A 21,135-nucleotide genomic window follows, 5' to 3' on the forward strand; every position below is an offset into this window, starting at 1 on the left:
ATTAACATTGAAATAAAAGTTAAAACACCCATTTGCGTCGTATCTCCTTACCCTTTGTTTACGTAATCGTGCACCATATCTTTAGTTACATAAGAACGGAGCGGAGAAATACCTTCTTTGGCATGGGCGATGATGTGAGCTGTTATGGCGTTGATGGTATCAACGGTAAACGGAAGCCCGCGTTTGCACAGGTCAACTGCCTCGTCAATGGCTTGCTCGCGCTGTGCATCCAGCTCAGAAAAGCGCACGAGATGCAGATGTTGAGCATTCGAATGTTTAGATATCGCTTCATGTACGTTCATCTTAAAGATCTCCTTTAGTGACCAGATTCTCATTCAGTATACACGATTGAGAGCCTGAGTAACAGTTGTGATGCGATGAAAAGCTAAGAAATAGACAAGCTAATTCGATATAAAAAGACTTATAAGCTCGGAGTGAAATAAATGAATAGGCTGCCTATTGAGTCTGTACTTCCGCAATTATTAGAAGTTTTGAGCTTGCAGCCATGTGCGGTACTCGTTGCTCAGCCAGGTGCAGGGAAAACAACGCAAGTTCCGCTTGCGATCCTTAAGGCAGCTTGGCTGCAGGATCAGAAAATCCTCATGCTGGAGCCGAGAAGATTGGCAGCTCGTGCTGCAGCCAGATACATGTCCAAGCTTCTGGGGGAAGAGGTGGGGAACACCGTTGGGTACCGGGTGAAAAATGATACGCGTGTTGGACCTAACACCCGTATTGAAGTGATCACCGAGGGTGTCCTGACACGGATGCTTCAAAGCGATCCTGCTCTGGAAGGGGTAGGTATCGTTATTTTTGATGAGTTTCATGAACGGAATTTACATGGAGATATCGGGCTGGCATTGAGCAGGCAGACACAATCTCTTCTGCGAGAGGATCTGCGTATTCTGATTATGTCGGCGACGATCGAGGCTGAACCTGTTGCGGCTATGCTGGATAATGCTCCCATTATCCAGAGTGAAGGTCGAGTTTTTCCTGTGAGTACCCATTATTTGACGAGCAAATGGAGTGGTCGGCTGGAAGTGCCTGTCGTAAAGAGCATTCAGCAGGCTTTGCAAGAAAACGAAGGGAATATTCTTGTATTCCTACCCGGAGCAGCTGAAATTCATCGTGTAGCAAGTCAGCTTGCCGCTTTAAAATGGGGAAAAGAGATCGAAATAGCCCTGTTATACGGCAATCTCTCTCAAGAAGCGCAGGATCGAGCACTTTCGGCAAGCGATGAAGGCTGCCGTAAGGTTGTGCTCGCGACCTCTATTGCCGAGACGAGCTTGACTGTCGAAGGGATTACGGTCGTTATTGACAGCGGCCTGATGCGCGTTCCGCGGTTCTCGCCGCGCACCGGCATGACCCGTCTGACGACGGTGCCGGTTTCGGTGGCCTCTGCCGATCAACGCAGAGGCCGGGCAGGCCGTCTCGGGCCAGGCGTGTGCTACCGCCTCTGGACCGAGACCGAGCAGCGGCAGCTCCCGCCAAGCAGCACGCCAGAGATCCGCGAAGCGGATCTGGCGCCGCTTGCGCTGGAGCTGGCCGCCTGGGGCGTGCCAGACCCCGCTGCGCTGGTCTGGCTGGACCCGCCGCCTGCTGCTGCTTACCAGCAGGCGCGGGATCTGCTCGTGCAGCTTGGCGCGCTGCACGAGAACGGAGGCCTAACGCCGCACGGCAAGCGCCTGGCGTCGTTAGGCCTGCACCCGAGGCTTGCGCACATGGTGCTGCAAGCCATCCCGCTTGAGCTCGGCACGCTGGCGTGCGAGCTCGCGGTCATGCTCGGCGAGCGCGATTTCATGCGCGCTGCGGCCGAGCGAGATGCGGATGTACGCACCCGCATCGAAGTGCTCTGGCGCGCTGCGCAGGGCGAGCAGCGCGCAGACGTTGACTTTGGCTTATGCCGGCGCATCGCGGCGGAAGCCAAAGTGCTCATGCAGGCGCTCGGCATCAGCCCGAGCGCTCAGCGGGCCTCGGCGAGCGGGATGCTGCTCGCCTTCGCTTATCCCGATCGCATCGCACAGCGGCGATCGACGGGCAAGTTCTTGCTCAGCAGCGGGCGTGGCGCTGCACTGCCTGACCTTCAGCCAATATCGGCTGAGCGGTACCTTGTTGCCGCGGAGCTGGACGACAACGGCGCCGAGAGCCGGATTTATTTGGCGGCTCCGATCCAGGAAGATGAGCTGCTTGACCTATTTGCGGATCGCTTGCAGCAAGAACAAGAGGTGCTCTGGGATCATGCAATGGGGACGGTAAGAGCAAAACAGCGCTTGCGATTGGGAGCGATCATTATGAAAGAAAGCCAATTGCAGGAGCCTAATCCTGAATTGGTTGTACAAGCATGGATTTCTGGAATTCAGGCTGAATCCCTAGAGCTGCTCCCCTGGACGCGGAGTGCGCGTCAACTGCAAGAACGAGTGAACTTTTTGCATCGATTTGATGACCAATGGCCGGATATGCGTGAAGAGACATTGCTGGCTGGCGCGGCAGAGTGGCTGGGTCCCCACCTGTATGGACTCAAAAGCAAAGGTGCGCTGGGTCGTCTGAACTTGACAAGTATATTAGAAGAAATGCTAACATGGGAGCAGCGTAGATGGTTGGAAGAGTGGGCGCCAACACACATTCAGGTCCCTAGCGGATCGCGTATCCCCGTTGATTACAGCGTGAGCGAGGCGCCTTCTATCGCGGTTCGTTTGCAAGAAATGTTTGGGCTTGCAGACACGCCGCGGATTGCCAAGGGCAGGGTAGCTGTAACCGTGCATTTATTGTCGCCCGCACAACGTCCTGTGCAGGTTACCAAGGATTTGGCGAGCTTTTGGCGAGAAGCGTATTTCGAGGTCAAAAAAGACCTCAAAGGCCGTTATCCCAAACATTACTGGCCGGATGATCCGATGGCAGCCATGCCCACGAACCGCGCTAAACCGCGTTCCTAGCCTATTTTGTACGAGAAGGGAACTGAATCACTCATGGCAAGGCACTCCGATCAGGAGGAAATCGTCATCTATATATCAGCTGGTTTTGCAACGGCCCCTTATTTTCTGGATGCGTTTGGTGCGGCGATGGCTGAACGTTACGCGAGTGAGGGCATCCGTGCCCGAGTCGTGATTCATTATCCTTATGGGGATTGGTCGCGTGAACGCCGGAAGCAGCTGAAGGAGATCGTCAGCGATCTTTGGAACAACGCTCACCGGAAGCCGTCTTATTACGGAGGAAAGAGCTTAACCAAGTTAATCACACAGGATTTTATGCCAGGACAAAAGCTCCTTCTAATCGGCCATAGTGCTGGTGCGGTAGCCTCTGTGCAAGCAGCTGAAATACTGGAGAAACAAGGGATTCCACTTCTTGGCGTGATCCAAATTGGTTCTCCCAAATGTGCGATTCCTTCATTAATCAAGCACAAAGTACTTTATTTGAAGGCTGCTAATCAATTGGATCAATCCACAGATCCTATTCCGCGACTGGGTACTTGGGGAGGCTGGGCGAAGTCCCGGATGGGGACATTCCGCTGGAATGGCCTGAAGCATGCCCCGATTCATCGCCGTACCTTGTATGTAATAGGGGGACATGCGGATTATTTTAGAGACCATAATCCATACATATGGCAGGATGCCACGAACCTGCAGACGACCGTACAAACCATTTGGCAATGGTTAAATCGAACAGAAAAGGATGATGAACATGATTGAAGTACTACAAGCGCATATGGAACACAGCAAAGAAGAAGGTTACATCGGAAAAGTGGAATTTAAAGTAGAAGGTCACGAACATCCCTACGAGATCACGCTTCATAGCAAACGCGGCAAGGATGACTGGAGCTATGCATTGAACTTCTTGAACGAATCCGGCAAGGAAGAGGATATCGAAGCGGTCGAAGAGCTGCTGGAAGAAGATGAATACTTCGATAAGCTAGTTGAAGCGGCGCAGAGCTCATTAACGAAGTAGATTGCATGGTTGGAGAGAGAAGCTGGCTCTAATGGAAGTAAGGCAAAAAGACGGACTATCAAGCTATTTGTGCAGTCCAAAAAGGACCTTCAACCCCACTTTCGTGGAGCTGAAGGTTTTTTCATCGGCGTGGACTTAGTGAAGATTGCTTGCTCCACTCAGCTTTATACGGCTCTGCCAACCAACGAATCGCTCCCTATATGTACATACAAGTTAAGTGAGTGATATAATACGTTCAGAATCAAACGCACGAGGTGAAAGATGAAAGAGAAGCAACTACCGAAATATATGCAGCTGAAACAAGAAATTTTATCATGGCTTCACGCAGGGAAGCTGAAAGCAAATGACCAAATGCCTTCAGAAAATGAAATTGCCGAGCAGTTTCAGATGAGCCGTCAAACCGTCCGTCAGACATTCGGGGAATTGGAGCAGGAAGGCTGGCTGTATCGCATGCAAGGCAAGGGGACTTATGTGTCTACGCCCCACACCCAAAAAAGTCGAGATGTGCAGACAATCGGCATCCTGACGACCTATATATCTGATTATATTTTTCCGCATATTGTAAGAGGAGCAGAGTCGGCTTTACGTGCCCGCGGCTATCGGCTGCTGTTGTCTTCGACGGATAATGATAAGGAAAAAGAGAAAGAAAGCTTGCAGATGATGTTGAGCCAGCCGCTGAGCGGCCTGATTATTGAGCCGACAAGAAGTGCAGAAGGGAATCCGAATTTAAGCTTTTATTTATCTTTGGATTATCAGCATATTCCGTATTTAATGATCAATGAGCGATATCCGGAAATGAATTGTCCTTCTTTGATTGTAGATGATGAAGAGGGTGGATTTAAGGCGGCGCAGCATCTTATTGAATTAGGGCACCGCCGGATTGCCGGTTTTTTCAAAACGGATGATTTGCAAGGCGTTAACCGGTTGAAAGGCTTCTTGCGCGCGCATCAGCAATATCAGATTCCTTTGCTTCCTGAGCTTGTTATTCATTACACGACAGCTGAAAAAGGACAGAAGCCTTACGAGAGTGCTATTGATCTCATCAATCAGCAGACTGAACGGCCAACAGCCTTCGTCTGTTATAACGATGAACTAGCGATTCATTTGTTGGAAGCTGTACGTATAACAGGTTTGCAGGTGCCCCAAGATATTTCCTTAGTTGGTTTTGATGACTCTTCATTAGCATTGGCAACCGAAGTGAAGCTGACGACACTTACGCATCCCAAAACACAATTAGGAACTGACGCAGCGGAGCTTTTAATTGATATGATAGAGAACAAACGGAGAAATGGCAGTGAAGCTGGGAAAGTGTATCAGCCGGAGTTGATCATTCGAGAGTCAACGATAGGTGTAATGCCATCTCAGACCGATTAGAGAACAAAGAAGTGGAAGGCAGCTCAAAGTAGAATAGAAGAGGGATGGGTGTGAGGGTGGAAAGGCGCTTAGCGGTTGGAACCCCACATCCATCCCTCCCCATGGACAAAAGTATGGGGTTACACGCAAAAGGACCGTCAGGATGTTTTTCCTGACGGTTTTTCTTATGTGAATGGAAAGCAGGGGACTCCCCCTTGAGAAGGGTTGAAGTGAAAAGCTGATTTCATTGGATTACTTCCAATGCAAGCTAGTTTGAAGAGCTGGAAGGACAATTTCACTGGATATACTCCAATGAATAATCTAAAAAGCAGGTATTTTGTGAGTGAATGGAGATTTTCATTGGATTAATTCCAGTGCAAGCTTGCAATAAGCCCTATAATGGTTGATTTCATTGGACAAATTCCAATGAGAAGAATAAATGGTTAACCGACGTCTGAGCTCCAAATGAGGATATAGATCAACTCAACTCTAATGGGAGGAAGTCTATGTAACAATAGGAATGCTGAGGAGTTGCATGGTCTGCCGTCCTGCTGCTAAGTCTGCTGCATCGCCGTGCGGCATGAAAAGAACAGAAAGTTCTTCTGGTAAAAAAGTCATAGTCAACTTGTACGTACAAGTGATATACTCATTTCTAGAGGCACATTAATTCGAAGGAGGCTCTCCATGTCTAAAAAATATGCGATTGGCGTTGATTATGGAACCGAATCCGGCCGTGCCGTTAGATTATACCCAATCAACCAAGGAGGCTAACTAGCATGAACCCTTTTAAAGAGAAAGTATTTTGGTTCGTAACCGGGAGTCAACATTTATATGGACCAGAGACTTTGCTTCAAGTGGAAGAGCATTCCAAACAAATGACAGAAGGCATTGACGCTAATGAGTCCATTCCTAGCAAATTGATTTTCAAACCGGTGCTTGTGGATTGCCGGCTTAGCCGAATACCGCAAGCCGCTGCTTCACCTGCATACACAGTTCAACCGCGATATTCCGTGGGAAACGATCGATATGGACTTCATGAACCTGAATCAAGCGGCTCATGGTGACCGTGAGTATGGCTTTATCGGTGCGCGCATGGGCATTTCCCGCAAAGTGGTTGTTGGTTATTGGGAAGACCCAGCTGTCCTTGGCCGCATAGCAGGGTGGATGCGTACGGCTGTTGCGTTCGTTGAAGGACGCAGTCTGAAAGTAGCGCGATTTGGCGATAACATGCGTCAGGTTGCAGTGACAGAAGGCGATAAAGTGGAAGCTCAAATCAAATTTGGCTGGTCCATCAATGGGTATGGTGTTGGTGATCTCGTCCAGCGTGTAGGAGATATTACGGAGTCTCAAGTGGATCAATTAATGGATGAATACAGCGAAAAGTATGACATTACAGAAGAAGGCCGCTCAGCAGGTCCTGTACGCGAGGCTATTCGCGAGCAGGCACGTATTGAGCTTGGACTGAAGGGCTTCTTGGAAGAAGGCGGCTTCGGTGCATTTACGACGACTTTCGAGGATTTGTATGGGCTGAAGCAGCTTCCAGGACTTGCCGTTCAACGCTTGATGGAGCAAGGCTATGGCTTCGGCGGAGAAGGCGACTGGAAAACAGCCGCACTCACACGCGTGATGAAAATCATCGCAAATAACAAAGGTACGTCCTTCATGGAAGATTACACATACCATATGGAGCCAGGTCAAGAACTGGTTCTCGGTGCCCACATGCTTGAAATCTGTCCGACAATTGCCGCTACGCGTCCAAAAATTGAGGTTCACCCGCTTGGTATTGGCGGCAAAGAGGATCCGGCTCGCCTTGTATTTGACGGTTCTTCCGGTGCTGCTCTGAATGCATCGCTCATTGATATGGGCAACCGGTTCCGACTGCTGATTAACGAGGTAGATGCTGTTCAACCAGCCAAAGCTATGCCGAAATTGCCGGTAGCACGCGTGCTGTGGAAGCCGCAGCCTTCCTTGCGTGACTCTGCTGAATCTTGGATTTATGCTGGCGGTGCACATCACACGGTATTCTCTTATAACGTAAGTACAGAGCAGTTGGTTGATTGGGCTGAGTTAGCAGGCGTGGAAGTTGTCATTATTAATAAACATACGAATCCTTTGCAGTTCCGCAATGAGCTTCGTTGGAGCGAAGTGGCGTGGAAACGCTAAGCGAAAATTCGGAAGCCGGCCGAAACCATTTGCAGTGTTGCGCGAACAAATAGGTAATGACTATAACTCGCCTATTCTGAAAAAAACTGCGTTGATGCAGGCTTTTGGGATCAGATCGCGTGAAAAGCGGAGAAAGCCTGCGATTGTGCAGGCTTTCTCATGTTTTTCCATCCTGGGATGGCAAAAAGGTCTCAAAAGGATGCATCATTGCAGGCTTTTCCCTTTTACCCCGGTTTCCAAGACGAAAAGGATGCATAATCGCAGGAATTACGCGTTAACTGAGCCAAAGTTAGCCGTGAGGCAGCGTGAGGCAGGGTGGCGTTTCCTACGCATATGACTGCCCTAAATTAGGGTTATTTGGTAGGGGGCAGCCTATTTCCACATGCTGTAAGAGAAAAGTCACATTTATCGATGTCAGTAAAATTTTCATCCATTGACTTCTTTATTTAAGATGCTATAAAGTGAATTCATATAAGCTTGTCCTGGATTGGACAATATTGTGGGAGGCTAACACGAAATGACGACGAAAGCGTATGAAGGTACCTATCAAGGAGAGAACGCGATTTGGCTGCAGGCTGGCCGTTATGAAGCGGTTGTTTTGCCTGAAATCGGAGCTAATCTCATTGCATTTAGAGATACGGAGAAAGAATATAAGTTTCTGCGCGAGCCTTCTTTAGAAGAAATGGATTCGTTCAAAGAGCGTCCAATCGTACATGGCATTCCAGTGCTATTCCCGCCTAATCGTTATCAGGATGGCAAATTTCCTTGGAATGGCAAAGTGTATGAATTCCCGGTGAATGAACCCGCAACAGGCAACCATTTACACGGTTTTGTACACAATATTCCATGGACTGTTGAGAAATTCGGCGCGGACGAATCAGAAAGTCATGTGACATTGGCTTTGCAGGTGAGAGAAGGTCATTCCGTTTATGCGTATTTACCGCATTCTTTTACAATTCGTTTGACATACACATTAAATGAGTTCGGTTTACATCAAGATATTGCTGTACATAATGAAGGCACAGACGCTATGCCGTGTTTGTTGGCCTATCATACGACGATCAATGCGCCTTTTGCACCGAACAGTCAGCCTTCCGATTATGGGTTCAAAATGACGATCGGCAACCGCTGGAAGTTAAATGAAAGAATGCTGCCGACAGGTGAATATCAATCGTTAACAGCGGATGAAGAGAAGATGAAAGTAGGCGGCTTGTCGCCGTTCTTTGCATCCATGGACAACCACTATACAACAGCGCCGCAAAACGGCCGTAATTATATGGAGTTGACAGATTCCCGCGAAGGGATCAAACTTGTCTATGATGTAGGAACCTCCTACAAGCAATGGATGATCTGGAATAATGGCGCTTCGGAAGGGTTCTTCTGTCCAGAACCGCAAATGAATCTGGTGAATGCTCCGAATGTCGATCTGCCTGCCGGAGAGATCGGTTTGGTATCGCTGGAGCCAGGCGAGGTTTGGGGCGAAAGAGCAAGACTATATACCATTGACTTGAAGAAATAAAATGATACGTACCCCTTTGGCGCATGGAGAGAATCCGACGTGATGATCTGCAGGCAGCGAGGGGTATTTTTTCGGAAAGGTAAGGTGTACGAATGGACAATCAAGAAAATGCGCAAATGGAAGCATATATTGCGGAAAATAAGAAATTAAAGCAGGAGAACGAACGATTGAAACAAGAAATTGCCAGATTACGCGGTGTTAAACGGCCATCAGGTGAAGCTATGGATACGATGTCGACGAAGTTGAAAGAGGCATTAAGAGAATAAAAAGCGTTCATATTAAAGCTTGTTCGACAAATGCGATGGCATTCGGTATAATGAAAACTGCCAAAAGGAGGGAAAAGAAATGAACGAAACCTTACCACCAAAAACGTGTTCGATCGACCGACTTGTAACCAAAGAAGCGGAAGTTAGCAAGGTACTCGCTGGATCCAAAACAGCTTGCAGACGCAATGGACGCTATGCCGATATCGGTGAAACGATGGAGCTGAATGGCAACTCATTCACGGTGACCAAAGTGTACCAACAATCACTAGGTGAGTTAACTGTTGAAGATGCAAAGGCTGAAGGGCATGAAACTGTCGAGGAATACCGCGATAGCATTCTATCTATTCATCCAGGTATGCCATGGCTGCCGCAAATGAAAGTATGGGTTCACGAATTCCAAAAATCGGAATAAAACAAACGAAAAACAGTGCGGATCTAAGGATCTGCACTGTTTTGTTAAATTTTTTTCATAGAATGGATGATGGTTTTGAGTTGGTATGTTTGCCTTTTATATCTCCATATTTTCAGTGTTGTATTAAGCATTGGGCCTTATTTTATTCTATTTCCGCTGCTGGCCAAAATTCGAACAGCGCCTTTCGAGCAGCTGCCTGATTATCTGGAGCCGTTCCGTATCACGGTGCGATTAACGAAACATGCCGGTCATGTGCTTGTGGCAACGGGTATTATTCTTACATGGATAACGTCGTGGACGTGGGATACGTCCTGGATTGTCGTCACCGTTTTGATTATGGTCGCTTCTCTGTACTTTATTGCACGGGCCTTTTCACCACTGCTGCGCAAGCTCAAAGCGCCTCATGAAGACCGCAATGACTTAGTAAATAAGCTGCGCAAAGCGTTAATCTGGTATGTGATTATTACGCTCTCCATGATGTGGTTTATGGTGGCTAAACCGAACATATGGTAATGTGCTAAACGTTTGGTTTGCGAGCATACATGACTACGAAATTATAATATTTGTAGACGCAGTCGACATCAATGAAACCAGTGGTTCGCAGCCAACCCAGCTGCAGATCAAGGGGAGCCATCTTATCCAGCTTCGTCCTTTCATAAGCGGCTTGCAAGGCTTCATAGCTTAAGTCGGTTGCTTCTATTTTGGCCTCCCAATCGGAACGGTAAAGCTGATCGAGAAAGGGGCTGCTGCCCAGCACTTGATCGGCATTGACGAAAAGGCCGCCTGGCTTAAGCAGTTTATAAATGTGATCAAATAAGATTTGCTTCGCAGCATCCTCAAGATGATGGATGGAGAGGGCAGAGACGATACAGTCAAAAGGCTCAGAGCTTTCGAACGTACTGTAATCGCCGGTAAACATCGTTATGTTAGGTTGATTGTCTCCAAAACGAAGTTTGGCAACATCAAGCATCCCCTGTGAAAGATCGATTAAGGTGAGCTTGGCGGCAGGATTTTGCTCAAGGATATAAGATGAGAAAAGTCCTGTACCGGCACCTAGGTCCAGTATTCGCGGCGCTGGCTGGTTGGTTTGAGCCAAAGCAGCGGCCGTCTGGTAGAAGTCGTCGAAACAGGGAATCAGCTTTCTTCGCTGGCTGTCATACTTTTCCGCTACTTCATTAAATTTCATCGTAATATTCTCATTTGACTGCTTATCCATGGTTAGATCCACTCCGTTCTGTTGAATGCTTGCTAGGTTATGGAGTTCATTCTAACTGGAAAACGGCAAGAAATCTAAGACATAAAACCGATTATCTTTATAGGTATAAACTATAAATGGGATGCTGCCTATTGGGAAATAGGCATTGGTTCATGCTTTAACACGTCGAAATAAATGATGGATGACCTCTGAGAAGACGAGACCGATAGCGATAGCACCAGATAACATGAACGCTTTTGCAGCCATCTGTACGGCCAAATCGTAGTTATTGAGGACGACATTCCTCATGGCATCATAGGCTAAACCGCCGGGAACTAACGGGATAATCCCAGAGACGCTAAAGACGATGACAGGTGTTTTGTAGATTTTAGCGAAAAATTGGCTGACTACGGTAACGAAAAATGAAGCGATCAACGTAGCCAGAATGGGATTAAGGGGAATCAATTGACAAGATACGTACAGCATCCAACCAACCATACCCACGAAACCACATTGGACAAGTGATCGTTTGGGCACGTTGAAAAGGATAGCGAAAGCGGCTGTTGCGATAAAGCTCGTAAGGAGCTGCTGAAGCATCATCCCATCATCCCCTCCCCGCTATAAAAGGAAAGCACGAACGCGATGCCGGCTCCAATGGCAAAAGCGGTTAAGAAAGCTTCTGCCCCCTTGGAAACGCCGGATACGAAATGTCCAGCCATTAAATCTCTCACCGCGTTCGTGATGAGCAGGCCAGGGACAAGCGGCATAACGGAGCCGATGATGATGATATCCAGATCATGTCCCAGCTTGAGGGATACGAAGAGGAAAGCCATCGTCCCAATGAGCAAGGAAGCCAGAAACTCGGCAAAAAACTTGATGGGCACTAAGCGGTGAAAATAACCAAGGAATGCAAAGCCAGCACCACCGGCAACGAAAGCGGGCAGGAAATCCGACCATTTGCCTTGAAACATCATTAAGAAGCAACCGCTGGCAATGGCTGCGGATAAGATTTTGATCCACGTCGGATATCCGGCTTTGGCAACCTCGATCTCTTCCAGCAGCCAATGAGCCTCAGAGGGGGTAAGCTCGCCTCTGCTGATCTGTCTGGAAATAGCATTCACGACCGTCACTTTGTGCAGATCGGTAGAACGGGCGGAAATACGGATAAGGCGGGTCGTTTGCTCTGGACCATCAATAGAGAATATGATGCCGGTAGGCGTCACAAAGCTATGTGAGTTAGGAATGCCAAAGGCTTTGGCCACATGGCTCATCGTATCTTCAACGCGGTAGGTTTCGCCGCCATTTTCTAGCATGATTTTGCCTGCGAGTAAACAGACTTGCGCGATTTCGTAGTTGGTGCTGGAGGGATGCTCCATGGTTATTGTTCACTCCTGCATAGATATTTGCCAAAAGTATACTATACCATGAAATCATAATAAAATTAATGGAGCCGGCATCATCGAGAAGGAGAGTGTCATGAACAAAGCGATATATTTGACAGATCTAGATGGAACACTGCTTAGTTCTAATGCAACTTTGTCTGAATTTACGACCAGAGTGCTCAAAGACAGCTTGGAGGAAGGCGCGATCATAAGCTATGCTACGGCACGCAGCTATCAAAGCTCGAATGCGATTGTTTCACAAATTCCATGGATCTATCCATTGGTACTGTATAATGGCGCCTTGCTGTATGATCCTGTACACAAAAGCGTGCTGGACGGATATTGGCTGGATCCTGAAACAACAAATGTGATTCTTCAGTTAGGCAGATCTCTCGGCATCCTGCCGCTTTTGTTTGCACTGGATAAGGAGGATCAAGAACGTGTGTGGCATGAAAAGCTGTTCCGCACAGGAGATCTTGAATTCGCAGCTAGTCGGCCAAATGATCCGAGATTCCATGAAGTAGCTGAGCTCGAATGTCGGGAACATTGGCGGACGCTCATAATCACGTTTATTGGTCATCTCGATGAGCTTATTCCGTTGAAACATGCAGTGACTACGGTGTTGGGGGCGCAGGTTCACCTTCATTTGATGAAGGATACGTATATCAAAGATCACTATTTCCTTGAGTTCAGCCATCCTTTGGCGAACAAACAGGAAGGCTTGCGGCTTTGGGCAGCCCATATTGGATGCGCTGGTGTGGATGTTACTGTTTTTGGCGATAATCTAAATGATGTAGGCATGTTTCTTGCAGCAGGTCATAAAGTTGCTGTGGCGAATGCGCATCCAGATCTTTTGCTAATGGCAGATGAAGTGATTTCAAGTAATGATCAAGATGGTGTAGCTGCCTACATCGCGGCGAAAAGCAAAGAAAAATCGGGCTAATTGGTGTATAATGGAATCAAAAATAGCGAGGTTAGGGCATGCCAAGGTATATCGCACTTTTGCGCGGAATTAATGTAAGCGGTCAAAAGATCATAAAAATGGATAAGCTGCGAGACATTTTTGAGTCGATGGGGTTTCAAAAGGTTATTACCTATATTCAAAGCGGAAATGTCATTTTCAATAGTGACGATGGCCCTGATGAAGTCAGAGATCGTATTGTCAGCGAGCTGCTTAGTCAACTTAACTTCGACATTCCTGTTGTTATTCGTACCGTTGATCAGTTCAAAGAGGTTGTTAACCAAACACCGCATGCTGTCATAAAAACGGAAGAAAATGAAGCCAGATATATCACCTTCCTATCCCAACAGCCATCGGCGGAACGTCTTGCTAAATTAGAATCCTTTCAAAACGAAGTGGACGAGTTTCAGGTCATAGGCTTAACTGTTTATTTGCTTATTCGTAAAAATTATGGGGAATCCAAATTCAACAACAATTTTCTGGAGAAGAAATTAGGCGTAACGGCAACAACGCGAAATTGGGAAACCGTCAACAAATTGATTCTTCTGGCAGAAGAAGGAGGTTAATCCAAGATGGCTTATGAAGAGGCGAAAATGAGTTATACCAATACCTTTATTCAGGTTTCGGCTGACTGTCCGGTTGAAATGGGCATTGTCCCAGCGATGAAACAGGAAAGCAAAACCGCGCATTTCATCCAATATGAGCTGCTGTCACAAAACCCGTATTCCTTTACACAAGGTGAGCTAATCTATCAAGTACATGTGCAGCATAAGCAAATACCGCTGGACGAAATTGAAGCTCGCAGCGAGGAAATTCGCGAAGCGCTTTTTGCCAAAAGTCATCCGTGCTTAAGAGCGTCCATGCTTCCGAAGAAATACGGCTGGGGCGTGCATTACAATGATGAAGGGAAAATAGCGATCTATCCCGTGGAATCTGAAGCGTATCAGCAGTTTGTTGAAGCTGGCAGCCAAGGAACGGATGGCCCTAAGCTTTTATTTGCAATGCGCAATTCTCGAGGTTGAATTGAAAAGGAATGATCATGGAATCCTGAAACCAAGGGATTCTTTTTTTGCGTTGAATTGACATTCTAATAAACAAAATAATATAATGTCTAGTATAATATAAACTTTATCGAGGAGTGTTTGAATTGGAGATGTCAGAAAGGTTCTGGCAGGCCTCGTTCGAGGAATGGAAGCGCGGCTATGTGCAGGATGAAGATGATTATACTTGTTTGTTATGCGGCAAAAGAAGCGAAAAGGGTGTTATTTATCCGGTAGATGAGCTTTTGTATGATGCTGAGCGGTATATGAAATGGCATATTGGGGAGGCCCATGGTTCGGTTTTTCAGTATTTGATCAGCCTAGACAAGAAACTGACTGGACTTACCGATCATCAGAATAGCTTGCTGAAGCTGTTCTATGAGGGAAAGAGCGACAGCGACATTCAAGAAGAATTGAGCATCGGCAGTGCCTCCACCATTCGTAACCATCGGTTTGGTTTGAAGGAGAAGGAACGCCAGGCCAAGGTATTTCTGGTGTTGATGGAACTTTTGAAGGATAAAGACCAACATGCGCCTGCTTTTGTAGATATTCCAAAAACCGCCAAAATGGTGGATGCACGTTATAATATTACCGAAGATGAGAAAGCTAAAATCATCAAAAAATATTTCCCAAACGGCTCTGACGGTGAATTGCTCTCTTTCACACAGCAAGAAAAGCACAAAGTTGTTGTGCTGCGCGAAATTGCCAAACGGTTTGAACCGGATCACTTTTACAATGAGCAAGAAGTTAATGAGATACTTGAACCGGCATTCCATGACTATGTCAAATTACGCAGATATTTAATTGAATATGGTTTTCTCGATCGCGAACCTGACGGCAGCCAATATTGGTTGAAAGGTTGAATGGACCAACATGAACAAAAAGGAGCCAGATGAAATGAACCGCAGGCAAGAACTACAGCTGCAATACAAAGAAACGAAGAAAGAAGCTGGGGTTTTTCAATTTCGCAACACAATCAACGACAAACGCTGGGTCGTAGGCACGAAAAATTTGAGAACGATGAACGGCAAGCGTCTTGAACTTGAAATGGGGAATCACCGGAACAAACCGCTGCAGAAAGAGTGGAACGAATTCGGCAGTGATGCTTTCGTGCTGGAAGTACTAGAAGTGCTTGAAGTGAAAGAGACAGGCTACTTCGACGAAAACGATGCTCTGAAGAAGCTCGAAGACAAATGGCTCGAGGAGCTGCAGCCTTTTGATGACCGCGGCTACAATAAGCGCAAAGTGTGAGTGATGAAAGAGGTTGGGCGGCTGAGGCTGCTTGACCTCTTTTTTGCACAAGGATAGTAAGTGATAATGGAAAGTGAACACTGATAGAGAGTGAACACTGATAAAGAGTAAACAATAATAGAAAGCGAAAACTAATAGAAAGTAAACGTTTCGGTTCCCGTTACTTGGCGGATACGAATGCGAAGTCAGACTCGAATGCTTCCGCGACCGCTGCCTCTAACCTTAAGCACGAATATGGACCTTAAGCCAGAGCCGAGCTCAAGCCCGAGCCTGAAGCCGAGCCGAGCCCAAGCACGAATCTGAGTCCGAGTCTATGCCTAGCCTAAGAACGAGCTTGAAGCTGACCCCGACCCCGACCCTAACCTAGCATCAGAAAAAGCAGCTCCCCCCGCAAAACCGAGCCGAGCCTGCCAAAAAAGCAGACTCAGCAGTTAAAAGTAGCAAACCACTGCTGAGCCGTCGAAAAAGGCAGTCTCAACACCAGAAAAAGCAGCTCCCCCCGCAAAACCGAGCTGAGCCTGCCAAAAAAGCAGTCTCAGCAGTTAAAAAGTAGCAACCCGTGGCTGAGCCGTCGAAAAAGGCAGTCTCAGCACGAGAAGAAGCAGCTCCCCCCGCAAAATTTATCTGGCACGGTGTGAATAAGGCATGCATCATCCGAGAATTTCTGCAAAAACTAATGTGAAATAATGCCCAGTTTTTGGAGGAGTGGTGATATGCCGATGATGTTAAAAAGGTTGCGGCTCGCAACATCAACGAAGATCGCGACCATCGCCGCGATCATCCTAGCATCCGTGGCGTGCTTCACACACGCCACGGCATACGCAGCCGAGACGCACGGGATTCAGATCCCCGTGCTGAATTACCACAGCATCGGGGTGGAGTCGGGGAACACTTATGTGCTCCCACCCGATGAATTCGCGCGCCAAATGGCTTATTTGGCTGCGCAGCATTACACCCCGCTAACGCTGGGCGACTTCGTTCGCATCATCGAGAAGAAGCAGCCGTCACCGCCGAAGCCTGTGCTGCTCACATTCGATGACGGCTACGCGAACAATGCCGAGGTGGCGCTGCCCATCCTGCAGCGGTACGGTTTTCCGGCGACGCTTTTCCTGTCGACGGGGGCTGTTGGCCAGCCGGGTTACTTGAGCTGGCCGCAGGTACAAGAACTGAGCGCGGCGGGGTGGGACATTGCGCCGCATGGCATAACACATCCGCATCTGCCTAAGGTCAGCCGTGAGCAGCAGCGCGAAGAGCTTGCTGAATCGCGCCAAGTGATTGAGCATGAGCTGGGGAAGCGAGTGGATGTTTTTGCTTATCCATATGGCGAATACAACGCGGATACGTTGAAGCTTTTAAGCGAACTGGGGTATCGGTATGCCTTTACGATACAAGAGGGTTGGGCTTCATCCAACCAATCCCCATACAAACTTAGGAGGCTGGTTGTACATGAAGAGGAAAGTCTTGAAGATTGGATACAAAGACTTCAACGTGCTGAAGACAAAACGGCACGTTTGAAGAAGGTGATGAGTTGATCGTGTTGAAGTGTTCCGATTGGTGTACCATTTTGTTTTTGGATGATGTAACGCGCACGGCGTTCACGTTCTTCCAAGTCTCCTGTACGAGTTGGTTAGCGTAGTCGGCAAGATGTTGGATAATCGGCTCTTTTTGCTCGAAACAACGCCTAACAGCCTTAATAACACAAGGAGATGAAGCACTGAAGTCCAGCAATGGACTGCAAGTGCTTTTACATGGTTTTCGGTGAATTTCTCTAATCCATACTAAAGCTTTGGTTTAATAGTGGATATAACGAGATTTTTTAGTATAATCGTACATAGAGTTAATATTTCTCACTATACTATTTTGTTTAAGGAGTCGTATCATGTCAAAAACACTTATTTTCGGACATAAAAATCCGGACACAGATTCAATTACTTCAGCAATTGCTTACGCTGCATTGAAAACAAAACTAGGTCAAGAGGTTGAAGCTGTTCGTCTTGGCAGTGTAAACGGTGAAACGCAATATGCGCTTGACACGTTTAAAGTGGCAGCCCCTCGTCAAGTTGAGACTGTAGCTAATGAAGCTGAGAATGTTATCCTGGTTGACCATGTAGAGCGTCAACAAAGTGCAACAGACATCGATCAAGTACGCGTTGTGGAAGTTATTGATCACCACCGTATTGCTAACTTCGAAACAAGCCACCCACTTTACTACCGTGCTGAGCCAGTTGGTTGCACAGCGACCATCCTGAATAAATTGTACAAAGAAAATGGCGTATCTATTGATAAAGAGATCGCAGGCTTGATGCTTTCGGCCATCATTTCCGATTCCTTGTTGTTCAAATCTCCGACTTGCACGGAGCAAGATGTGGCTGCAGCTCGTGAGCTTGCAGAAATCGCGGGCGTTAACGCGGAAACTTACGGTCTTGAAATGTTGAAAGCTGGGGCGGATCTCAGCGACAAAACAGTTGCCCAATTGATCTCCCTGGATGCCAAAGAATTCCAAATGGGCAGCTACAAGGCTGAAATCGCTCAAGTTAACGCTGTTGATGTGAACGATGTGCTTTCCCAGCAAGCTGAAATTGAATCTGCTTTGAATGCTATCATTGCTGAGAAAAACTTGGACTTGTTCTTGTTCGTAGTTACGGATATTTTGAACAACGACTCCGTTGGCTTGGCACTTGGCCGCAAAGCGGACGCTGTTGAGAAAGCTTACAACGTTACCCTTGTAGACAACAAAGCATTGCTTAAAGGTGTCGTTTCCCGTAAATCGCAAATTGTGCCTGTTCTTACTGACATTTTCAATAGCCTGTAAGTGTACGATTGCTGTAAGGGTGAATAACCTCAAGAAGCATGACAGACGATCACCCTCACTTTCTTAAAGTGGGGGTGATTTTCGTAAGTATTTCCCCGAGTTTTGGTTGTGCCGCAATCTTTTGGTATGATAGAGATGAGATTACAGAAAGAGGTGAGCAGGAAATGGTTAACAACAACCAGCAAGGAAGCTATGAGAAGGCGACATTCGCCGGTGGGTGTTTCTGGTGTATGGTAACACCGTTCGAGGAGCTGCCAGGTATTATATCTGTCGTATCCGGTTATATTGGCGGCCATACCAGCAACCCAACTTACAAAGAAGTGTGTTCGGAGACGACGGGCCATGCAGAAGCCGTTCAAATTACCTTCGATCCCGTTCTATATCCTTATACAAAATTGTTAGATACTTTTTGGCGCCAGATTGATCCAACGGACGCAGGCGGTCAATTCCATGACAGGGGCTCCTCGTATCGAACAGCCATTTTTGCTCATACGGATGAGCAGAAGGAACAAGCGGAGGTTTCGAAACAAGCTTTGCAGGCAAGCGGCCGATTCGACCGTCCGATTGTGACGGAGATTGTTCCTATCGCGGCAGAAGCTTTTTACCCAGGGGAAGATTATCATCAGGACTATCATCACAAAAATCCACTTCGTTATAAGGCTTATCGGAAAGGGTCCGGCCGTGACTCGTATATTGAGAAGCATTGGAATACGGAGCGGGACAAAGCTGAGCGCAAGCAAAAGTTAACGCCGCTGCAATACGAAGTGACACAAAACAATGCAACCGAGCGGCCGTTCGACAATGAGTTCTGGGATTCCCATGAGAAGGGGCTCTATGTGGACATCGTTTCTGGTGAACCGTTGTTCACGTCTATCGATAAATTCGATTCAGGCTGTGGATGGCCTAGCTTTACCAAACCGTTATTTGCGGGAAATGTCAAAGAAAAAACGGATGTCAGCCATTTCATGGTTCGTACTGAAGTTCGCAGTCATGAAGCGGATTCCCATCTCGGGCATGTGTTTAATGATGGTCCTGGGCCAAACGGGCTTCGCTACTGCATTAATTCGGCAGCACTCCGCTTTATTCCGCTTGAAGAGCTTGAGAAGGAAGGCTACGGGGTTTACCTGCAATTTTTTGAAGAGAAGTAAAACACGCATAGGGTAAGTCCTTCCATCAGGCGCATACACTTAATCATGGATCGTTAAAGCGGGAGGCTTGATGTTCATGGTGGTATCGCCAGATATAATGGATACAACGGAAGCATTCCAGGACCAACCATCTGGGTTCTGCCTGGAGATTGGGTGACGATTCGCGTGCGCAATCAATTGCCGGAGGCAACCAGTGTTCATTGGCATGGTCTTGATGTACCGAATCGCATGGATTGTGTTCCCGCTGTGGAACCTTCTTACATTGGTCAAGGTCAGTTTTATGATATGTTTAAAAAAGTAAAAAGACGCAAACTCGGAGTCAATTCCGGGGTTGCGTCTTTTTACATTAGGCATGTTTAGTTTAGGTTTGATTGACCACATACAGAATTAAAGCAAGTACGCCAAGAGCAATGGCCACTACGTAGAAGAGTGTAAGACGGGACCAATTTCCCTTTGTTTTATTATCGTAATCGGGGTTGCCGACTTTGTTGGCTCGCGAGTTTCCAATGAGTACAGTAAACAAGACGCCAGCGATTAAAATGATCGAAAAGATGATGTAATACACACTGCCTGCCATGCCAGCACCGCTTTCTGATCTTTTTTACTTTTATTTTCACTATTATAGACGAAATATTTGCGAAAACAAAATGGACTCGGACATTATTCCTTGTACCAAGGGTTCAAGTGGATGAGTACTTCATCAACGTCCTGGTGCTGCTCCTTGATCGACTCTTTGATGGCGCGAGTAATATCATGGCCTTGCTGAATCGTTAGTTCGCCTGGAATGGATACTCTGGCATCAACCAAAATGTAATGGCCATGTTCTCTCGCTCGAATACGATCAATTCGCTTGACCTGAGGGATGGCTTGGATTAATTGACTGTATTGGAATAGCTTCTGCTGATCAACAGTTTTCTCCATGAGAATATCGAAGGATTCCTTACCCATCTCCACACCCAAACGTAGAACTAATAACGAAACAATAATACCAGCGGCCGCATCGCCATAGGATAACCAGTGAATGCCATAAGATTTGCCAATAAAAGCTAAGCCAATCCCAACTACGGCTGCTAACGACGCGTAAACATCGGCTAAATGGTCTTTGGCCGTAGCGATGAGCCCTTTGCTGCTCGTTGCTAGTCCAATCCGCATCGTGTACACATAAAGTGCGTATTTCCAGATCATCGATAGGAAAGCTGCGATAAGTGCAATGTAACTTGGTGCGAGCGGTTCGTGGAAAAAGGCAGCTGTGGCATGATAACCAATATAAAGCGCTGCTAAGACAAGAATAAAAGCGACAAATCCGGAGCCCAGTACTTCTGCTTTGCCATGACCATAGGGATGGTCTTCATCGGCAGGAAGCTTAGAAATACGCATGGCACTAAGTGCTGCAACTGTGGCAATGATGTCACCGGCATTATGGACGCCATCGGCTAATAAAACCTCACTTTGAAAGATGAGACCGATAATAATCTTCATAATGGTAAGAATGATGTTGCTGATGAGCGATAGCCATATTGCCCATACGGATGATTTGTTGTTGCTGTTCATCAATGATGACCTCCTACAGAAGTGTTTCCCCAAGGAAAAAAAATCCCTTGACCAAGGGTCAAGGGATTAGCTTCATTTTTATATGGGAATAGGAATCTAGTACAAAATAATAGGGCATATTCAACACTTCACTTTACAGAAAT

At 47.1% G+C, this 21,135-nt stretch carries 22 protein-coding genes and 2 pseudogenes; 18 read left to right on the plus strand and 6 right to left on the minus strand.

Annotation, left to right across the window (positions count from 1 at the left end; all coding sequences use genetic code 11):
• Positions 1-47: 47 nt before the first annotated feature.
• Entirely contained in the window at positions 48-302 is a 255-nt protein-coding gene (locus BC351_RS13630) for a YpbS family protein (RefSeq protein ID WP_079412847.1), read from the minus strand.
• Positions 303-443: 141 nt separating this feature from the next.
• Here BC351_RS13630 and hrpB point away from each other — a divergent pair, with 141 nt between their 5' ends.
• From hrpB to BC351_RS13670, 9 genes and pseudogenes are all read left to right on the plus strand, one after another.
• Positions 444-2,930 (plus strand): ATP-dependent helicase HrpB, encoded by a 2,487-nt coding sequence (gene hrpB, locus BC351_RS13635; RefSeq protein ID WP_079412849.1) that lies wholly within the window; start codon positions 444-446, stop codon positions 2,928-2,930.
• 33 nt (positions 2,931-2,963) lie between these two features.
• A complete protein-coding gene (locus BC351_RS13640; RefSeq protein ID WP_079412851.1) occupies positions 2,964-3,683 on the plus strand; it encodes a hypothetical protein in 720 nt (239 codons plus the stop codon).
• Positions 3,676-3,939, plus strand: coding sequence for a hypothetical protein (locus BC351_RS13645; RefSeq protein ID WP_341865989.1), 264 nt, complete (start codon positions 3,676-3,678; stop codon positions 3,937-3,939). The genes BC351_RS13640 and BC351_RS13645 overlap by 8 nt, the downstream gene beginning before the upstream one ends.
• A 261-nt stretch (positions 3,940-4,200) precedes the next feature.
• Positions 4,201-5,313 carry a GntR family transcriptional regulator gene (locus BC351_RS13650; RefSeq protein WP_079412854.1) on the plus strand — a complete coding sequence of 371 codons (1,113 nt, stop codon included), beginning with the start codon at positions 4,201-4,203 and terminating at the stop codon, positions 5,311-5,313.
• A gap of 755 nt (positions 5,314-6,068) precedes the next feature.
• A pseudogene (gene araA / locus BC351_RS13655) lies at positions 6,069-7,455 on the plus strand (L-arabinose isomerase).
• 517 nt (positions 7,456-7,972) lie between these two features.
• Positions 7,973-8,974, plus strand: coding sequence for an aldose 1-epimerase (locus BC351_RS13660; protein WP_079412856.1), 1,002 nt, complete (start codon positions 7,973-7,975; stop codon positions 8,972-8,974).
• Between the two features lie 92 nt (positions 8,975-9,066).
• Complete coding sequence (locus BC351_RS42230; protein ID WP_158082078.1) at positions 9,067-9,240, plus strand: hypothetical protein; 174 nt, start codon at positions 9,067-9,069, stop codon at positions 9,238-9,240.
• 79 nt (positions 9,241-9,319) lie between these two features.
• Positions 9,320-9,652 carry an ASCH domain-containing protein gene (locus tag BC351_RS13665; RefSeq protein ID WP_079412858.1) on the plus strand — a complete coding sequence of 111 codons (333 nt, stop codon included), beginning with the start codon at positions 9,320-9,322 and terminating at the stop codon, positions 9,650-9,652.
• Positions 9,653-9,727: 75 nt separating this feature from the next.
• Positions 9,728-10,165, plus strand: a complete 438-nt coding sequence (locus BC351_RS13670) for a DUF2269 family protein (RefSeq protein ID WP_244208990.1) — start codon at positions 9,728-9,730, stop codon at positions 10,163-10,165.
• A 4-nt stretch (positions 10,166-10,169) separates the two neighbouring features.
• Here the strand turns inward: BC351_RS13670 and BC351_RS13675 are convergent, their stop codons facing one another.
• From BC351_RS13675 to BC351_RS13685, 3 genes are all read right to left on the minus strand, one after another.
• Positions 10,170-10,868 (minus strand): class I SAM-dependent methyltransferase, encoded by a 699-nt coding sequence (locus BC351_RS13675; RefSeq protein ID WP_079412860.1) that lies wholly within the window; start codon positions 10,866-10,868, stop codon positions 10,170-10,172.
• A 150-nt stretch (positions 10,869-11,018) separates the two neighbouring features.
• Positions 11,019-11,447, minus strand: coding sequence for a threonine/serine exporter family protein (locus BC351_RS13680; protein ID WP_079412862.1), 429 nt, complete (start codon positions 11,445-11,447; stop codon positions 11,019-11,021).
• Positions 11,444-12,223 (minus strand): threonine/serine exporter family protein, encoded by a 780-nt coding sequence (locus BC351_RS13685; RefSeq protein ID WP_079412864.1) that lies wholly within the window; start codon positions 12,221-12,223, stop codon positions 11,444-11,446. The genes BC351_RS13680 and BC351_RS13685 overlap by 4 nt, the downstream gene beginning before the upstream one ends.
• Positions 12,224-12,323: 100 nt before the next feature.
• On the opposite strand from BC351_RS13685, the gene BC351_RS13690 reads away from it, so the two are divergent.
• The 9 genes and pseudogenes from BC351_RS13690 to BC351_RS43385 form a co-directional block, all read left to right on the plus strand.
• On the plus strand, positions 12,324-13,172 hold the full coding sequence (locus BC351_RS13690; RefSeq protein WP_079412866.1) for an HAD-IIB family hydrolase: 849 nt from the start codon (positions 12,324-12,326) through the stop codon (positions 13,170-13,172).
• 38 nt (positions 13,173-13,210) lie between these two features.
• Positions 13,211-13,756 (plus strand): DUF1697 domain-containing protein, encoded by a 546-nt coding sequence (locus tag BC351_RS13695; protein WP_079412868.1) that lies wholly within the window; start codon positions 13,211-13,213, stop codon positions 13,754-13,756.
• Between the two features lie 6 nt (positions 13,757-13,762).
• Entirely contained in the window at positions 13,763-14,212 is a 450-nt protein-coding gene (locus BC351_RS13700; RefSeq protein ID WP_244208991.1) for a DUF6157 family protein, read from the plus strand.
• Between the two features lie 125 nt (positions 14,213-14,337).
• Positions 14,338-15,093 (plus strand): DUF2087 domain-containing protein, encoded by a 756-nt coding sequence (locus tag BC351_RS13705; protein ID WP_079412870.1) that lies wholly within the window; start codon positions 14,338-14,340, stop codon positions 15,091-15,093.
• Positions 15,094-15,127: 34 nt separating this feature from the next.
• Positions 15,128-15,481 (plus strand): GIY-YIG nuclease family protein, encoded by a 354-nt coding sequence (locus tag BC351_RS13710; protein WP_079412872.1) that lies wholly within the window; start codon positions 15,128-15,130, stop codon positions 15,479-15,481.
• A 713-nt stretch (positions 15,482-16,194) separates the two neighbouring features.
• A complete protein-coding gene (locus BC351_RS13715; RefSeq protein WP_244208992.1) occupies positions 16,195-17,013 on the plus strand; it encodes a polysaccharide deacetylase family protein in 819 nt (272 codons plus the stop codon).
• Positions 17,014-17,360: 347 nt separating this feature from the next.
• On the plus strand, positions 17,361-18,293 hold the full coding sequence (locus tag BC351_RS13720) for a manganese-dependent inorganic pyrophosphatase (RefSeq protein ID WP_079412874.1): 933 nt from the start codon (positions 17,361-17,363) through the stop codon (positions 18,291-18,293).
• A gap of 164 nt (positions 18,294-18,457) precedes the next feature.
• Positions 18,458-19,441, plus strand: coding sequence for a peptide-methionine (R)-S-oxide reductase MsrB (gene msrB, locus BC351_RS13725; protein ID WP_079412876.1), 984 nt, complete (start codon positions 18,458-18,460; stop codon positions 19,439-19,441).
• A gap of 72 nt (positions 19,442-19,513) precedes the next feature.
• A pseudogene (locus BC351_RS43385) lies at positions 19,514-19,726 on the plus strand (multicopper oxidase domain-containing protein); the annotation flags it as partial.
• A gap of 76 nt (positions 19,727-19,802) precedes the next feature.
• Here BC351_RS43385 and BC351_RS13735 read toward each other — a convergent pair.
• Both BC351_RS13735 and BC351_RS13740 read right to left on the minus strand, forming a co-directional pair.
• Positions 19,803-20,018, minus strand: a complete 216-nt coding sequence (locus tag BC351_RS13735) for a hypothetical protein (RefSeq protein ID WP_079412880.1) — start codon at positions 20,016-20,018, stop codon at positions 19,803-19,805.
• 83 nt (positions 20,019-20,101) lie between these two features.
• Entirely contained in the window at positions 20,102-20,992 is an 891-nt protein-coding gene (locus BC351_RS13740) for a cation diffusion facilitator family transporter (RefSeq protein ID WP_079412882.1), read from the minus strand.
• Positions 20,993-21,135 lie beyond the last annotated feature (143 nt).

Source organism: Paenibacillus ferrarius, assembly GCF_002027705.1.
Taxonomy (GTDB): Bacteria; Bacillota; Bacilli; order Paenibacillales; family NBRC-103111; genus Paenibacillus_E; species Paenibacillus_E ferrarius.

Coding starts and splice junctions, on each gene's coding strand:
- BC351_RS13630 (WP_079412847.1), bottom strand. CDS start 302: ATGAACGTACATGAAGCGATATCTAAACATTCGAATGCTCAACATCTG.
- hrpB (WP_079412849.1), top strand. CDS start 444: ATGAATAGGCTGCCTATTGAGTCTGTACTTCCGCAATTATTAGAAGTT.
- BC351_RS13640 (WP_079412851.1), top strand. CDS start 2,964: ATGGCAAGGCACTCCGATCAGGAGGAAATCGTCATCTATATATCAGCT.
- BC351_RS13645 (WP_341865989.1), top strand. CDS start 3,676: ATGATTGAAGTACTACAAGCGCATATGGAACACAGCAAAGAAGAAGGT.
- BC351_RS13650 (WP_079412854.1), top strand. CDS start 4,201: ATGAAAGAGAAGCAACTACCGAAATATATGCAGCTGAAACAAGAAATT.
- BC351_RS13660 (WP_079412856.1), top strand. CDS start 7,973: ATGACGACGAAAGCGTATGAAGGTACCTATCAAGGAGAGAACGCGATT.
- BC351_RS42230 (WP_158082078.1), top strand. CDS start 9,067: ATGGACAATCAAGAAAATGCGCAAATGGAAGCATATATTGCGGAAAAT.
- BC351_RS13665 (WP_079412858.1), top strand. CDS start 9,320: ATGAACGAAACCTTACCACCAAAAACGTGTTCGATCGACCGACTTGTA.
- BC351_RS13675 (WP_079412860.1), bottom strand. CDS start 10,868: ATGGATAAGCAGTCAAATGAGAATATTACGATGAAATTTAATGAAGTA.
- BC351_RS13680 (WP_079412862.1), bottom strand. CDS start 11,447: ATGATGCTTCAGCAGCTCCTTACGAGCTTTATCGCAACAGCCGCTTTC.
- BC351_RS13685 (WP_079412864.1), bottom strand. CDS start 12,223: ATGGAGCATCCCTCCAGCACCAACTACGAAATCGCGCAAGTCTGTTTA.
- BC351_RS13690 (WP_079412866.1), top strand. CDS start 12,324: ATGAACAAAGCGATATATTTGACAGATCTAGATGGAACACTGCTTAGT.
- BC351_RS13695 (WP_079412868.1), top strand. CDS start 13,211: ATGCCAAGGTATATCGCACTTTTGCGCGGAATTAATGTAAGCGGTCAA.
- BC351_RS13700 (WP_244208991.1), top strand. CDS start 13,763: ATGGCTTATGAAGAGGCGAAAATGAGTTATACCAATACCTTTATTCAG.
- BC351_RS13710 (WP_079412872.1), top strand. CDS start 15,128: ATGAACCGCAGGCAAGAACTACAGCTGCAATACAAAGAAACGAAGAAA.
- BC351_RS13715 (WP_244208992.1), top strand. CDS start 16,195: ATGCCGATGATGTTAAAAAGGTTGCGGCTCGCAACATCAACGAAGATC.
- BC351_RS13720 (WP_079412874.1), top strand. CDS start 17,361: ATGTCAAAAACACTTATTTTCGGACATAAAAATCCGGACACAGATTCA.
- msrB (WP_079412876.1), top strand. CDS start 18,458: ATGGTTAACAACAACCAGCAAGGAAGCTATGAGAAGGCGACATTCGCC.
- BC351_RS13735 (WP_079412880.1), bottom strand. CDS start 20,018: ATGGCAGGCAGTGTGTATTACATCATCTTTTCGATCATTTTAATCGCT.
- BC351_RS13740 (WP_079412882.1), bottom strand. CDS start 20,992: ATGAACAGCAACAACAAATCATCCGTATGGGCAATATGGCTATCGCTC.